Origin of the sequence: Balneatrix alpica DSM 16621, from assembly GCF_000619885.1 — a bacterium.
GTDB classification, from domain to species: Bacteria; Pseudomonadota; Gammaproteobacteria; order Pseudomonadales; family Balneatricaceae; genus Balneatrix; species Balneatrix alpica.
Map to the genome: position 1 here is coordinate 93,465 of NZ_JHUZ01000015.1, position 13,634 is coordinate 107,098.

A 13,634-nucleotide genomic window follows, 5' to 3' on the forward strand; every position below is an offset into this window, starting at 1 on the left:
CGAAAAACATAGAAAAAATAAGGGATTACATCAACAAAAAAGCGCCTTACCAAAAACAGACTCCCCGGACGAGCCGGGGAGTTGGGTAGCAATAGTGCTTAGCTACGGCGATTCTGACGATTACTAATCAGATCATCGACCACACTAGGATCCGCCAACGTAGAGGTATCCCCCAAGGAAGAGAAGTCATCTTCGGCAATCTTACGCAGAATACGACGCATGATTTTGCCGGAGCGGGTCTTCGGCATACCAGGGGCAAACTGAATCAAATCAGGAGTAGCGATAGGACCAATTTCCTTACGCACCCACTGCTTCAGCTCAACCGCCAGTTCATCATTGGCTTCAATGCCAGCCTGCAGGGTGACATACACATAGATGCCCTGACCTTTGATCGGATGGGGATAGCCCACCACTGCGGCCTCCGCCACCTTAGCATGGGCCACCAATGCACTTTCAACCTCCGCGGTGCCCATCCGGTGGCCGGACACGTTGATAACATCATCTACCCGTCCAGTAATCCAGTAATAGCCATCCGCATCACGACGCGCACCGTCACCGGTGAAGTAATAACCTTTGAAGGTGGAGAAATAGGTTTGCACATAGCGCTCATGATCACCCCAAATGGAACGGGCTTGACCAGGCCAGGCATCGGTAATCACCAAATTACCCTCAGCTGCACCCTCAATGATTTTGCCTTCGTTATCCACCAAAGCTGGCTGCACACCGAAGAAAGGACGGGTAGCCGAGCCAGGCTTAGCTGCAGTAGCGTAAGGCAGGGGAGTAATCATCATGCCGCCGGTTTCAGTCTGCCACCAGGTGTCTACAATGGGGCATTGACCTTTACCAAATACCCGGTGATACCACTCCCAAGCCTCAGGGTTAATGGGTTCACCCACTGAGCCGAGGATACGCAAGCTGGAAAGGTCGCTATCACCTAGCACATCCTCACCTTGCTGCATCAACGCACGGATCGCTGTGGGGGCGGTATAGAATTGGTTCACCTTGTGCTTGGCAATCACGCGACCAAAACGGCTGTTATCGGGGTAACTGGGAATCCCTTCAAACATCAGGGTGGTGGCGCCATTCGCCAGCGGGCCATAGACAATATAGCTGTGACCGGTTACCCAGCCCACATCCGCAGTACACCAGTACACATCGCCATCTTTGTAATCAAAGACATACTCATGGGTCATGGAGGCATATACCAGATAACCGCCGGTAGTGTGCTTCAAACCCTTGGGTTTACCGGTCGAACCTGAGGTGTAGAGGATAAACAGAGGATCTTCCGCATTCATCGGCTCGGCTGGACAATCCGCGCTCGCATCAACCATCAGCTCGTGATACCAGCGATCACGTCCTTCTGCCCAGGCCACCTCACCACCGGTACGCTGCACCACCACTACGGTGTCCACCTTCACCCCGGGCAGTGCCAAGGCTGCATCCACATTCTTTTTCAGGGGAACGCGCTTACCACCGCGCATACTTTCATCGGAGGTGATAACAATATGGGAGTTGGCATCCGACAAACGTCCACCCAGCGCCTCCGGTGAGAAGCCACCAAAAACCACGGAATGGACCGCGCCAATACGGGAGCAAGCCAGCATGGCCACCGCCGCTTCAGGAATCATGGGCATGTAGATCGTCACTACATCACCTTTTTTGACGCCCTGGGCCTTCAATACATTGGCAAACTTACACACCTGCTCGTGCAGTTGACGGTAAGTAATCTTGGCCTCTTCGTTAGGGTTATCCCCTTCCCAGATGATAGCGACTTGATCACCACGCTGAGCAAGATGACGGTCAAGACAGTTTTCGCTGACATTCAGCTCACCATCTTCAAACCATTTGATTGAGACATTGTGGGGATCGTAGGAGGTATTCTTCACCTTCGTGTAGGGCTTGCTCCAGGTCAGACGCTGGCCATGCTCACCCCAAAATCCTTCTGGATTCTGCACCGAGGCCTGATACATGGCCAAATACTTATCGTTATCAACCAGTGCGTGCTTAGCTTGTTCCTGATTAACAGGATAGACCTTCACTTCGCTCATCATCTTGCCCTTAGTTAGTTTTATTCTGGCAGCAGGCTTGTGTGTGGTGCTGCTGGATAGCCTGGAGATTTTAGTTATGACTGGGTACCAGGCCCGTTGTTATGCTGGAGTTATACCCCTTGGCGGCAAGCCTAATAATTAGACATTGGTATATCCAAAATGCCTCATATAGACGTAGATCGACTAAAGCATAAGTCGCTCTACACCCTTTGGCGGAGAGACAATCAGGCCGTTTTCACTCCAACACCGCAAACGGCCTGCTGTACTTAATCAAAGCGGAATAATGCGCCATCCAAGTCATAGCCTGCTTCACGCAACTTAGCCAGTTTATAGCGCAGGGTGCGAGGGCTAATCCCTAGGCGTTCCGCCGCATCCTTACGACTGCCACGGGTCGCACGCAGGGCATCCAGAATCAGTTGAAACTCATGCTGCTGCATATCCGCCCCCAGTGCACTGGCATCCGCCTCACGGGGTAAGGCGAGTGTCGTCGGCTCTGTAGCAGGGATACTGGCTGGGCTCGGGCTCGGCTCCTGCGCACTGCCCCGACTAAACTGAGCAGCCTGCACACAAATATCCTCCGCCAACAGCTGGGCACCTGGCTGTAAAATCAGCGCCCGCTGAATGCAGTTATCCAACTCACGCACGTTGCCAGGCCAACTGTGGTTGAGCAATGCTTGACGCGCACCCGGACTGAGGCTAACCCCACTGCGCCCTTGCTTGCGACTATGAATACTCAGCAAGCGCTCTGCCAATGCCGGAATATCCTGGGGTCGCTGCCGCAGCGGTAATAACTCCAGAGGAAAAACATTGAGGCGGTAGTACAAATCTTCACGGAATTTACCGGCGGCGACATACTCGTCCAGCTTACGGTTAGTGGTCGCCAGCACTCTGACATCCAGCGCAATGGTCTTGCGTCCACCAATCCGCTCCACCTCACGCTCCTGTAACACCCGCAGCAACTTGGCCTGCAACTCCAGCGCCATTTCACTGATTTCATCCAGCAACAGGGTGCCGCCATTGGCCTGCTCAAATTTACCCGGCACACTGGCGTAGGCGCCGGTAAAGGCGCCTTTTTCATGGCCAAAGAGTGTGGCTTCCAGCATGTTGTCGGGAATGGCCGCACAGTTAAGCGCCACAAAGGGTTTATCTTTGCGGGCGGAATGCAGGTGAATATAGCGGGCCAGCACTTCTTTACCGCTACCGGACTCGCCGCAAAGCAAAACGGTGGAATCAGTGGCTGCCACCCGGCGCGCCAGCTGCAACAACTGACGACTGGCAGGATCTTCCGCCACCGGTTCCTGCTGATCATCGCTACTGATACGTTGGCCCAGATGACGCTCCAGAATCTGCAGCAAAGCCTGGGGCTCGAAAGGTTTGAGCAGATAATCCACCGCGCCATTGCGCATGGCTTCCACCGCTCGGCTGATGTCGCCATAGGCGGTCATCAGCAACACCGGTAAATAGGGATGGCTCACGCGCAGCCGCTGCTGTAATTCATAGCCATCCATGCCAGGCATGCTGATATCGCTGACCACCATGTCAACCATCTGCTCCTCAAGCAGCTGTAAAGCGGCTTCCGCATGGGGGGCCTGCAGGTAATGGTAGCCCTTCAGGCTAAGGGTATCGGCCAGTGCCTCACGCAGGCTGGCATCATCTTCCACCAGGAGAATCGTTGCTTGTGTCATGCTGCATCCTATTCAGCCTATTGAGGGTGGTGGAGTAAGGGTGTACTCGTCACGCCAACTCATCATAACCATTCTTATCCATTCTGAATGCTCAGCTCTCATCTGCACTGCCTTTGAGCAGGGGCAGAATCATACTGGCACAGGTACAGCCTGGAGCAGAGCTCAGCTCAAAGCGCCCACCGTGAGCCTTGGCCACCGCCTGCACCACCGCCAACCCTAAGCCAGTGCCCTGGGGTTTGGTGGTATAGAAGGGCTCTAACACACGGGGCAGGTGCTCACTAGCAATACCGGGGCCATTATCTTCCACCTGAATAACGACTTCTTCTCCCTGGCGCAATGCGCGGATACAGAGGGCACAGCCTTCTCCCGCTGCTTGCAGACCATTATTGACCAGGTTGAGTAAGGCTCCGAGTAAGACTTCCGAGTTCAACTGAATGCGCGCCCCGGCACTCTCATCCTGCCAATCACAGTCTGCATCGAAACTGGCTAGGGGCACATCCAGAGCACTTTCCAAACGTAATAACAGCTCACTCACCGTCATCACCTCGGTTAACTGCGCTTCCCCCCGGGCAAAGATCAACATATCGCGAATTTGTTGTTCAATATTGACCAGGCGTTCGCGCAATTTGCCAGCAAAGTTGAGACGCTGGGGTTCACTCAACTCCTCGGTTTGCAGGTGAGAGGCATACAACAACGCAGCGGCCAGCGGCGTACGCACCTGATGAGCCAGGGCAGCCACCATCCGCCCCATCGCCGTCAGGCGTTCATGCTGGCTTAGCCGTGCTTGCAGGGCACGGGTTTCAGTCAAGTCATGCAGCAAGACAATTTGCCCGGCTTGCCCTGGCAGGGAGTTAGTCATCACCGATACACGCCGGCCATTACGCAGGGAAATCTCATGGCCGTCATCTTCCTGGGGGGCAAAGCTGCGGCTGATTACCTCAACCCAGGCACAGTTCAGCAGCGGCTCCCCCAGTAATGCCAAAGCTGCCGGATTAGCCCGACGAATCTGCCCGCGGTTATCGATCAAGACCATGGCTATCGGCAACAGCTCCAGCAACACATCCAGCTGGTCGGTGATCGCCTGACGCGCCTCCTCTTCCTGGCGCTGGGCCTGATCACGCTGCGCCAGCTGGGCACGCAGGTCATGGACCTCCTGCTCCAGCAGGTGGTATCGCTCACTTAACTGTGCTGCCAACGCATTGAACTCAGCAAAAGCGGCACTCAATAAATCTTTAGGATCGGACATCCAGGCTGCCCTTGTTGCTTGCTGTTTGCCTATTCTGGCACATTAGTTGGCAATGACTAGCTCGACCACTCGCATTGAAGCAAAAAGTTGCAGCAAAAAAGCCTTTTAGATCAATAGACTGGCAGGAACACTCGGCACATGCAGATTCTTCACAGCGGCTGTATTTGGCAGCAGGCAGCCCATAACGCCTTTACTGATTTGCTGTATTACCGGCAGCAATGGTGGTGCGCCTTCCGCGAAGCCAGCAGCCATACCTCCGCCGATGGCGTACTCCGTGTATTAAGCAGTGCAGAGGGTCGCCACTGGCAAGCGCGAGGGCTAATTGCCCTGGCAGGTGCCGACCTGCGTGATGCCAAGCTCAGCCAGACACCCCAGGGGGAGCTGATGTTATTAGGGGCTGCTGCCTATCAAGCCGGGCCGGTCAGCCATCAGTGCTTGCGCTGGTTAAGTCAGGATGGCGAGCATTGGGGCCCTCCCCAATCTATCGCTGCCGCTAACCATTGGCTCTGGCGCCTGACCTGGCAACAGGACAGTGCCTATGGTTTAGCCTATGGCACCGGCGACCAGGATGGACTGCATTGGTATCAGTGCCAGAGCGATGGTCAATTTCATTCACACCGCCTGACGGAGTTTGACGGCAGCTACGTCAATGAGCACGGCCTGGTGTTTGACGACGATGGCACAGCCTATTGCCTGCTCCGCCGTGACATTAACCCAGCGGAACAATCAACCGGCTTACTTGGTGTAGCCAAGCCACCCTATCAACACTGGCAATGGCATGATCTGGGGTTTCGCCTCGGTGGCCCTGCGCTGATCTGGGGGCCAGGACAACGCACGCTGTTAGCCGCCTATCGGCGCTATCAACAACCCAATAAATGGTTGCCACAGTGGACGGAAGTCGCGGAGCTGAGCCTGGATGGCCGCCTGCTGCGTCACCTGCAGCTCCCCTCCGGCGGCGATTGCAGCTATCCAGGTCTGGCACTGCAGGGGGAGCAGTTGAAGGTGATTTACTATTCCAGCCATGAGCAGGATACCCGCATCTACCAGGCGGATATCCAACTCTAACGAAGATGCGGATTACGCTGGGCCAGGGGCCGCTCTGTTGGTCCCTCCCCATGCAGCAACCAACCACTTAACTGACGCTCACTGTGGCGCATGCGCCAGTCCAGCATCGCTTGGGCATACTCCAGCATCACACCTTGATAATCAGGCTGCCGCGCCAGGTTATGCAGCTCCGCCGGATCTTGTTGCATATCGAAGAGCAGGGGTGGCAAGCGGTTAAAGTGCACATATTTAAACTGCTGATCACGGATCACCGCCAGACTGCACTCATCCATATTGAGCCCTAATAGAGCTTCCGGCTTGCCCTCTGGCACATCCCTGAAATCATGCTCCCAATGGACAAAGCGACGCCACTGCGCCGGAGGGACTGCCTGCAACCAGGGCTGCAAACTGTAACCATCCGCCTGCAGGGGTACCTCGCCCCCCAACAGACCAAGCACGGTCGGTAATAAATCCACCTGCTCGGTAAAAGCATGCACTTGACGCCCCGCCACTGCCATTCCCGGCGGCAAGCGCATAATTAGCGGGATGTGGTAAGAGCTGTCATAAAAGCCTTGCTTATCAAGCAGGTAGTGATCCCCTAACTGCTCGCCATGATCCGAGGTGAAAATTACCAAGGTCTGCTCTAACACCCCCTGCTGGCGCAGAAATGCCATCAGCCGACCGAGCTGATCATCCACCTCGGCCATCATGCCGTAATAGGTGGCTTTCAGCTGCTGCCACTCGCTGTCATCCATCCCAGGCCCGAGTCCACCACGCTGCTGACGCTGGCGCTCCTGCGCCTCTAGTACCATCTTCAGGTACGGATGTTGCTCCTGCTCGTCCTGCAAACTGGGCTGGCGCACTGGCAAGGGCATCTGCTGCGCCTGATAGGCAGCATGATAGGGAGCAGGGGCAACAAAAGGCGGATGGGGGCGCAGCCAGGACAGATGCACAAACCAGGGCTGTTGCCCCTGGCTGGCGATGTAGTCCATCGCCCGCTGACTCAAATAAGCGGTTTCACTGTGTTCGGCGGCATAGGGTGCGGCAGGAAAGGTCATCCCCTTGCCGTCCACAGGATCACGCTGATAAATCTGCATAAAGTGTTCTGGCGGCGGTACCTGGTACCCCTGCCTCGCTAAGTATGCCAACCACTGCGGTGGCTGTTCACCAAAGAGCTCCCCCACTTCATAGCCGGGCAACACCTGTTCATAGGTCAACCAGGCGGGATCACCTGGCGCCAGGCTACGGGGATCCTGGGCCGTATCGGTATAGCCAAACAACATGGGTCGGTAGCCTAGTTTGGCGACCTCTAATGCCATATTGGTAAAGCGCTGATCAAGAGGAGAGCCATTACGACACACCCGATGGCGATGCTGATACATACCGGTGTGGATGGAGGCTCGCGATGGGCTGCAGGGGGTAGCTTGGGCATAGTGACGGGCAAAAAGTACGCCTTCAGCCGCCAATTGATCCAGATGAGGAGTCCGCACCACAGGATGTCCCAGTGCTGACAAGCAGTCCCCCCGCCATTGATCAGCGGTAATAAAGAGTACGTTTTTAATCATCCGAACTTCCTTGCAGGTTTGTAGGCAGGGTTGAGGCTGGACTAAGGACTGGGTTGAAGCATCCTGCCGAGCGGAGGATCGCCACACCAGTACCAGAATGGGCTCAGTTTGCAGTCCAGTTTAGCGGGATCGATATAGCCTTTAGTGGTAAGGAAGAGTAAAGCCCTTGCTGAAACAGCATTCAGGGTAAACCCTTAATATCGTCAACTCGCTTCACAACCAAAGGACTACCCATGAGCGCACTTCTCCAGTCACAACTACAAGAGGGGATACTGCATTTACAACTGCAGCGCCCCGATGCCTACAACGCCCTGTCATTAGAGCTAATGGATGCCCTGCTCAACACCTTACAACAGCAGATGGATAATCCAGACTTACGGGTCGTCGTCATTAGTGGCAGTGGCCGTGGCTTTTGCGCAGGCCATGATCTGCGCCAACTCACCGCTCAGGATGAGCCAGCCTATCATCAACAGACATTCAATCGCTGTGCTGAGCTGATGCAGGCCATCGTCAACTTCCCGCTACCGGTCATTGCCTCGGTACATGGGGTTGCCACCGCCGCTGGCTGTCAACTGGTTGCCAGTTGTGATCTGGCGATTTGTGCCGATAGCGCTCGCTTTGCTACCCCAGGGGTGAACATCGGCTTGTTTTGCTCTACCCCCATGGTCGCCCTGAGCCGTAGCCTGCAAAGCAAACATGCAATGGAACTATTGCTAACCGGGGAACTGATTGATGCCGAACGGGCAGCGATGATGGGACTGGTCAACTGGGTCGTGGCTGAAGCAGAACTTGTCAGTGCGACCCAAGCCAAAGCCGCCTTAATTGCCGGCAAATCCCGCGCTACCCTGCAATTGGGGAAAGCCGCTTATCGCCGTCAGCAAGCCCTGCCCTTAGCCCAGGCGTATCAACTGTGCAGCCAAACGATGGTGGAAAACCTACAATTAGCCGATGCCAAAGAGGGCATCGATGCCTTTCTGCATAAACGCCCGCCTCAATGGCAGCATCGCTAAGCGTTACAAACTTGCCCATGCCTGGCGTAACCCCAGCGCATGGGCCAGGGCAAATACCAGGCACACCGCCGAGCTCCACCATAAGAAGGTATCAATCTGCTCCGGTACTAATAACCAACCGGGTAAGACAGCCAAACCCCGCAGGGCATAAATCAGCGTCACCAGCAGTAGCACCCCTTTACGCCAGGGCAAAGGCAGCAACCAACCCGCCGCCGACCAGGCATAGGCTGCCCAGGTGGCTAACACCAATGCAATGGCCAAGGTCAGCGCTGCGGGATACCAACTCCCCGCCTCAGCCATCACAGCCATCTCTTCTCCGGCACCAAAAAACCGATACCAGGGGCCACCACCCCAAATAATCGCCAGGTGTAACAAGGCTGCCAGGGCACTTAATGCCCCGGCGAAGACTAACCAGGATGAATGGATAGGACGCACGACTTCCTCCTTGAAGCAGTTGAACATACTGAGGGTCAGATTACTTCTAACAGATCCGCCGCCAGCAAGGGTTCCGCCAATTCGGCGGCACGCCATATGGGGATGGTGATTTTTTCCGCAATCTGCAGCAGATCACGACTGCCATCAGCATAGGCGATCAGGTTCATCATGTCGCGCACCTGATAGCCCGAGGTATGGGTACAGAGGGTAGGATAAAGACCACGCTTACCCAGCTGAGGCTCTCCCAATACCTTGACCCGCAAGCGTTGATTAGCCTCTAACCCAGCCAGAATACGCTGCATCACGGCAAAACCACCGCCTAGCCCCTTAGGGGTAATCAGGCTCAAATCATCCAGTGAGGTATGGTACTCCGGGTAACAACCATATTTACTGCGCATTACTGTTGCCACCGGTAAGTCCACCCCCGGGGCACAGAGTTGTCGCTCATTCGAGCCACGCTCCAGGTAGCTATAACGCTTAAAGCCCGGCGCATAATGCTGAAGCACATGCAATGCCATGCGATCGGCTAGAGTATCCTCTGCCCGTGAGGGTAAATACGAATAGGTACGCTCATCGCCGATGCAAGAGAGGTTAAACCCTGCCAGCGTATGGCGTTGCAAATGGGGTAAATGCTTAGACAAATAAACCAGAGCCCCCAGGGTTTCCGGCACCAGAATCAGGCGGTAGCTATAACGCCGCTTGGGCAAGGAGGCCAGCCAAGCCATCAGATAGCTGGCGACACAGGGGCCGGACAACTCATTATTAGCCATACTGGGGTGGCAGATATAACTGGAGAGCAACACCTCATCCGTCGACTCCCCCGCGAGCAACAACTCCCCATAATTTAATTGCCCGGGAGCCAGTCGGCTTTTAATCACGGCACGGTATTGGCCAGGTTTGAGCTGGTCTCGTTGTTGCTGGCTTAAACAAAAACCCCAGCGTCGTTGGTAGTAGGAGGTGACATAGGGAATTGCCGTAGGCAAGTCAGGGCGTGAATAAAGGTGAGGCTGTAGCTCCTCCAGGCTCAGGTACTGGTCAACCGGCTCGGAATAACCCACCACATGCAAGTTATGCCAGCGACTATCAACGATCACCTCACCATCCGGTCCCTGCAGATAGCCATATTCCAACTGCCACTCATCCGGCACTGTCCAATCGAAAGCCTGATAACCAGTAGGTACCGCAGAAACCACCAGCTCAGGCAGCAATTCCTGCAACATCGAGAGACTCTGGCGCACCCCCGGGCCGGTCAAACTACGGTTGAGCGGATAAAGCTTGGTTGCCAGGGCATGAATCGCCGCCCCAACCTGTTCTGCATCCTGCCAGTTCAGTGCGGCACTCATGCCATCTGCTCCTCAACCAACTCAACGATGTGTCCCAGAGGGCTGAGAAAAAACTGTACCCGTGCCCCTGCAAAGGCCACCGCTGGCTGGGCTGGCCCCAGGGGTAAATGCCGCTGCTGACGCAAATGCTCGGCGCCTGCTTCGATATCCCTGACCCGATAAGCCAGGTGATTGAGAATATTGCTGCGTTTCGCCAGCGCATTGGCAACCGGACTGCCCTCCTCACTGGGAGCCACTAACTCATAACATAGTCCCTGGGTATCCCAGCCAAACTGCACCCAGACTTTCTGCAGCGGATCTTGATACTGCGGCGAAAAGCGCTCAATCCCCAGACTTTGCTGCAAATAGGCTCGCCCCTGGGCCAATTCAGCCACCACCAGCCCCAGATGATCAAAACGTAGTGTCAGCGGATCAGTTGCCATGATTTGCCCCCTCACGAATCAAGCCATTAGGCTGCTGCGCGACTAACGCTGCTGCACTTTGATAGAAGTCCTGACAACGCACTGACCATACCGGTAATCGCCCACACAGGCTGCGTTGCCAGAGCCCCTGTTGCTGCATCCTTTGCTGTAAAAGACGCAAATCCACCTGGGTGGCACGCTCGGTATCCCGCACCAGATAACGGCTATGCCAGGGACGCAGCCGCCCCTGGTGATCACAAAGCTGCCCTTGGAAGGTTTTGTAATAGCGGTAATCCACCCCCAGGCACTGTTCGACATAATGGGTGAAGGTAATGCGATCCGCTGCGCAGGCCAGCCCCAATAAACGGGCATTATGGTGATGCAGCCAGGCAAACAGTGACTCCTCCCCAAAGCAATCATGGTTCTCCTGCACGCTAAGCGATGTGGCGGCGGCACCGCTGACCGCCACACTAAAGATTGGCTCCAGAGTACGCAGTACACCCGGCCGCTGACGGAAGGCCTCGCTCAACATGCCCACCTGACTAGGGGTGTGGCGCACATCAAACACCTCCCCTTGGGTCAGGCTGTAACTAAAGCTTGGCAAAATCAATGTGCCTGTTGGTCCCAGACGCTGCTCCAACTGGCGAAAAAGTGCTTCTATTCCCTCAGCCCCCAGACCAAACTGCGCCACTAACATGGCATCGCCATGCACCATCAGCACCTCGCCTGCCTGCACAGCTAGCGCATCCAGGGTATGATCCAGGGCCTCCTGCAAAGCGCGCAACGAAGAAGTATCAGACACTCGTCACGCCCTTCGCCTGTAACGCCGCCCGGATCTGCGCCAGGGAGCGACACTCACTGAGCTCCTCCGGCTCAAAACGCACTTCATAGTGCTGTTCAATCAGGAGCATCAGATTAAAGTGTCCCATGGAGTCCCATGCCGCAAAGCTCCCCATCGCCAGATGCGGATCTGCGCTATCAAGCTGCGCCTCGGGAAACTGCTGTTGCAACAAGGCAATCAGACTCATGCTGTTCTCCATTTCCTACTTAAATGTTAATCGCTCAACCAGGTAATACAGTCTGGTTGACGAGCGGACAGATCCACCAGGCTCACCCAGGCCACCTCCACCTGTGGCTCCGCTAACAGCGCAAACTGCTGTGCCAACGCCTGACGCTCCACTTCATTGAGCGGCTGCTGGGGTAGCGATTGCCAGAATAACTGAGCGGGGGCATTACGCGGCCCTGGGCAATAGGATAACAGCAAGCGCTGCCCCCCTAGATGCTGCAATACCTTAGCCAATTGCGCCAGCACCGCCTCTTCCAACCGCCGCCCTAATACCCGACAACTCAGTACCAGGGTATCCAGCCAGTAATCACCAGGCTGCTGGCAAGGACGTGCCAATACCAACGCGGTTAAACCATGCTGACCAAAACGATCCTGCAAGCTGGCCAGATACACCGCGGCCCCCTCGGCCTCCGCCTGAAGCAGTTGGCTGCGTTGATGGCGCAGCAGGTTAAGATTGAATTGATTGGTCTTCAGACAAAGCTGCTCCGCCCGCGCCAAACAAGCGTGATCAAGCCGCTGCCAACCGGCTTGCATCTGTAACGCTGTCAGATAATCGCCCTCCTGCAGGCTAGCCGCCAGCTGCTGCGCCTGGGCGCGAAGCTGATACTGCTCGCCACGTTGCTGATCTTCCTGGCTGTAAGTCAGGCTTTGCAGGCTGGTGAGGGAGGCTAACGCCTCCGGCCAATCCCAGATCGCCGCAGGTGGTTCCACTACCTGCACCTGGGGTAACTGTGCTCTGACTTCTTCCCGCTCAACCGGGTTATCGTCCCAGAACACCAATGCATCCAGCCCTACCCCCAGTTCCGCTGCAATACGCTGTAATCCCTGCGACTTGGGCTGCCAGTCAATCGCGGCGGCACTAATATGGGTAGGCTTAAGTTGCATACCACTGTGCTGCTGAAAAACCTGCCACACATCTTCGGCCTGATTTTTGGATGCCAGCGCCAGCAACACACCGCGCTGTGCCAGCCAGCGTGCCTGGCGCTGGAAATCTTGATAGGCTCGCCCCGCCCCATCTTGGCCTAGCTGCAGATTTGCCAGGCCGTCCTCACCTACAACGCCCCCCCAGAGGGTGTTATCGCAATCCAGTACCAGCACCTTGCGGGCCGACTGAATCTGGCGTTGCAGTAGTACCTGCAGCCAAGTCGCCAGCAGACGCAGCCCCGCCATGGAGAAATAACAGGAAGCCAGATAGCGATTACGGTTATCCACCAGCTGCTGACGCCCATGCTGGCGTAACCACTGCGGTAAGGCGAGATTACCAAGCCCAGGGTGGCTGAGCTGCAACTGTGCTAAATGCTGATCAAAACGTTGCTGTAACAGTGACAGCAAGGCCTGCTGACGCTGGGCACTCAAGGGGGATAACACTTGTAAGTCCAGCGCCCCGAGCCAAAGACGACGCTGGGGGCAATGTTGCAGATGCTGACGCAACGGCAATAACAAGGGTGTCAACCAGGCATCGATTAAGTCAGGCCAGCTAGCCTGGGGCTGCGCTAACCAGTCCTCTCGCGTCGCCTCGGGCAATAAATCATCCCAACACCAGATCACCAACCAAGTGGCCTCGGCCTGCGCTGCACTTTCCCCTGTAACCGTGGCCTGTAATAACGCCTGAGCCCAGTCACCGTAATCGCCAAAGTCTAATTGCCAATCAGTCTGTAACGGTTGCCAGGCCAGGTTACCCGGCATCAGATTGGTGGTGCTGGCCAGCCGCAATAACGGCTTTAACTGTTTGGCAGTGGGCTCGGTTACCTTCGCCTGCACCTCGGACTCCTTAAAGTCGGGTTAACGAAA

The 13,634-nt window shown here is 55.8% G+C and carries 12 protein-coding genes; 2 read left to right on the forward strand and 10 right to left on the reverse strand.

Features of this window, described 5'->3' with window-relative positions; genetic code table 11:
- Positions 1 to 98: 98 nt before the first annotated feature.
- From acs to Q334_RS18475, 3 genes are all read right to left on the reverse strand, one after another.
- Positions 99 to 2,048, reverse strand: coding sequence for an acetate--CoA ligase (acs, locus tag Q334_RS0107985; protein ID WP_027312744.1), 1,950 nt, complete (start codon positions 2,046 to 2,048; stop codon positions 99 to 101).
- Positions 2,049 to 2,314: 266 nt separating this feature from the next.
- A complete protein-coding gene (locus Q334_RS0107990; protein ID WP_027312745.1) occupies positions 2,315 to 3,733 on the reverse strand; it encodes a sigma-54-dependent transcriptional regulator in 1,419 nt (472 codons plus the stop codon).
- Positions 3,734 to 3,824: 91 nt separating this feature from the next.
- Positions 3,825 to 4,979, reverse strand: coding sequence for a sensor histidine kinase (locus Q334_RS18475; protein ID WP_035461128.1), 1,155 nt, complete (start codon positions 4,977 to 4,979; stop codon positions 3,825 to 3,827).
- Between the two features lie 138 nt (positions 4,980 to 5,117).
- On the opposite strand from Q334_RS18475, the gene Q334_RS0108000 reads away from it, so the two are divergent.
- On the forward strand, positions 5,118 to 6,044 hold the full coding sequence (locus Q334_RS0108000) for a hypothetical protein (protein WP_027312746.1): 927 nt from the start codon (positions 5,118 to 5,120) through the stop codon (positions 6,042 to 6,044).
- Here Q334_RS0108000 and Q334_RS0108005 read toward each other — a convergent pair.
- Positions 6,041 to 7,588 (reverse strand): alkaline phosphatase family protein, encoded by a 1,548-nt coding sequence (locus Q334_RS0108005; RefSeq protein ID WP_027312747.1) that lies wholly within the window; start codon positions 7,586 to 7,588, stop codon positions 6,041 to 6,043. The two genes, Q334_RS0108000 and Q334_RS0108005, sit on opposite strands and share 4 nt — an antisense overlap.
- Before the next feature lie 233 nt (positions 7,589 to 7,821).
- Between Q334_RS0108005 and Q334_RS0108010 the strand changes: the two genes are divergently transcribed.
- The gene (locus Q334_RS0108010) at positions 7,822 to 8,598 is read left to right on the forward strand and encodes an enoyl-CoA hydratase (protein WP_027312748.1); all 777 of its coding nucleotides are present in this window, start codon (positions 7,822 to 7,824) and stop codon (positions 8,596 to 8,598) included.
- A 3-nt stretch (positions 8,599 to 8,601) separates the two neighbouring features.
- Here the strand turns inward: Q334_RS0108010 and Q334_RS0108015 are convergent, their stop codons facing one another.
- Genes Q334_RS0108015 through Q334_RS18480 form a run of 6 tightly spaced genes read right to left on the reverse strand, consistent with a single transcriptional unit; the run spans position 8,602 to position 13,604 of the window.
- Positions 8,602 to 9,033, reverse strand: coding sequence for a hypothetical protein (locus Q334_RS0108015; protein WP_035461130.1), 432 nt, complete (start codon positions 9,031 to 9,033; stop codon positions 8,602 to 8,604).
- 35 nt (positions 9,034 to 9,068) lie between these two features.
- Positions 9,069 to 10,376 carry a DUF4910 domain-containing protein gene (locus Q334_RS0108020; protein WP_035461132.1) on the reverse strand — a complete coding sequence of 436 codons (1,308 nt, stop codon included), beginning with the start codon at positions 10,374 to 10,376 and terminating at the stop codon, positions 9,069 to 9,071.
- Positions 10,373 to 10,798 (reverse strand): VOC family protein, encoded by a 426-nt coding sequence (locus tag Q334_RS0108025; RefSeq protein WP_035461134.1) that lies wholly within the window; start codon positions 10,796 to 10,798, stop codon positions 10,373 to 10,375. Before Q334_RS0108025 ends, Q334_RS0108020 begins: the two co-directional genes overlap by 4 nt.
- Positions 10,788 to 11,579, reverse strand: coding sequence for an AAC(3) family N-acetyltransferase (locus tag Q334_RS0108030; protein WP_211249517.1), 792 nt, complete (start codon positions 11,577 to 11,579; stop codon positions 10,788 to 10,790). Before Q334_RS0108030 ends, Q334_RS0108025 begins: the two co-directional genes overlap by 11 nt.
- Positions 11,572 to 11,805, reverse strand: a complete 234-nt coding sequence (locus Q334_RS0108035) for an acyl carrier protein (protein WP_035461135.1) — start codon at positions 11,803 to 11,805, stop codon at positions 11,572 to 11,574. The genes Q334_RS0108030 and Q334_RS0108035 overlap by 8 nt, the downstream gene beginning before the upstream one ends.
- Positions 11,806 to 11,831: 26 nt before the next feature.
- Positions 11,832 to 13,604 carry an HAD-IIIC family phosphatase gene (locus tag Q334_RS18480; protein WP_051527629.1) on the reverse strand — a complete coding sequence of 591 codons (1,773 nt, stop codon included), beginning with the start codon at positions 13,602 to 13,604 and terminating at the stop codon, positions 11,832 to 11,834.
- Positions 13,605 to 13,634: the final 30 nt, after the last annotated feature.

Excerpts from the sequence above, each read along its gene's own strand:
- Q334_RS0108000 (WP_027312746.1), top strand. The coding sequence starts at position 5,118 with ATGCAGATTCTTCACAGCGGCTGTATTTGGCAGCAGGCAGCCCATAAC.
- Q334_RS0107990 (WP_027312745.1), bottom strand. The coding sequence starts at position 3,733 with ATGACACAAGCAACGATTCTCCTGGTGGAAGATGATGCCAGCCTGCGT.
- Q334_RS0108035 (WP_035461135.1), bottom strand. The coding sequence starts at position 11,805 with ATGAGTCTGATTGCCTTGTTGCAACAGCAGTTTCCCGAGGCGCAGCTT.
- Q334_RS0108005 (WP_027312747.1), bottom strand. The coding sequence starts at position 7,588 with ATGATTAAAAACGTACTCTTTATTACCGCTGATCAATGGCGGGGGGAC.
- Q334_RS0108020 (WP_035461132.1), bottom strand. The coding sequence starts at position 10,376 with ATGAGTGCCGCACTGAACTGGCAGGATGCAGAACAGGTTGGGGCGGCG.
- Q334_RS0108010 (WP_027312748.1), top strand. The coding sequence starts at position 7,822 with ATGAGCGCACTTCTCCAGTCACAACTACAAGAGGGGATACTGCATTTA.
- Q334_RS18475 (WP_035461128.1), bottom strand. The coding sequence starts at position 4,979 with ATGTCCGATCCTAAAGATTTATTGAGTGCCGCTTTTGCTGAGTTCAAT.
- acs (WP_027312744.1), bottom strand. The coding sequence starts at position 2,048 with ATGAGCGAAGTGAAGGTCTATCCTGTTAATCAGGAACAAGCTAAGCAC.
- Q334_RS0108025 (WP_035461134.1), bottom strand. The coding sequence starts at position 10,798 with ATGGCAACTGATCCGCTGACACTACGTTTTGATCATCTGGGGCTGGTG.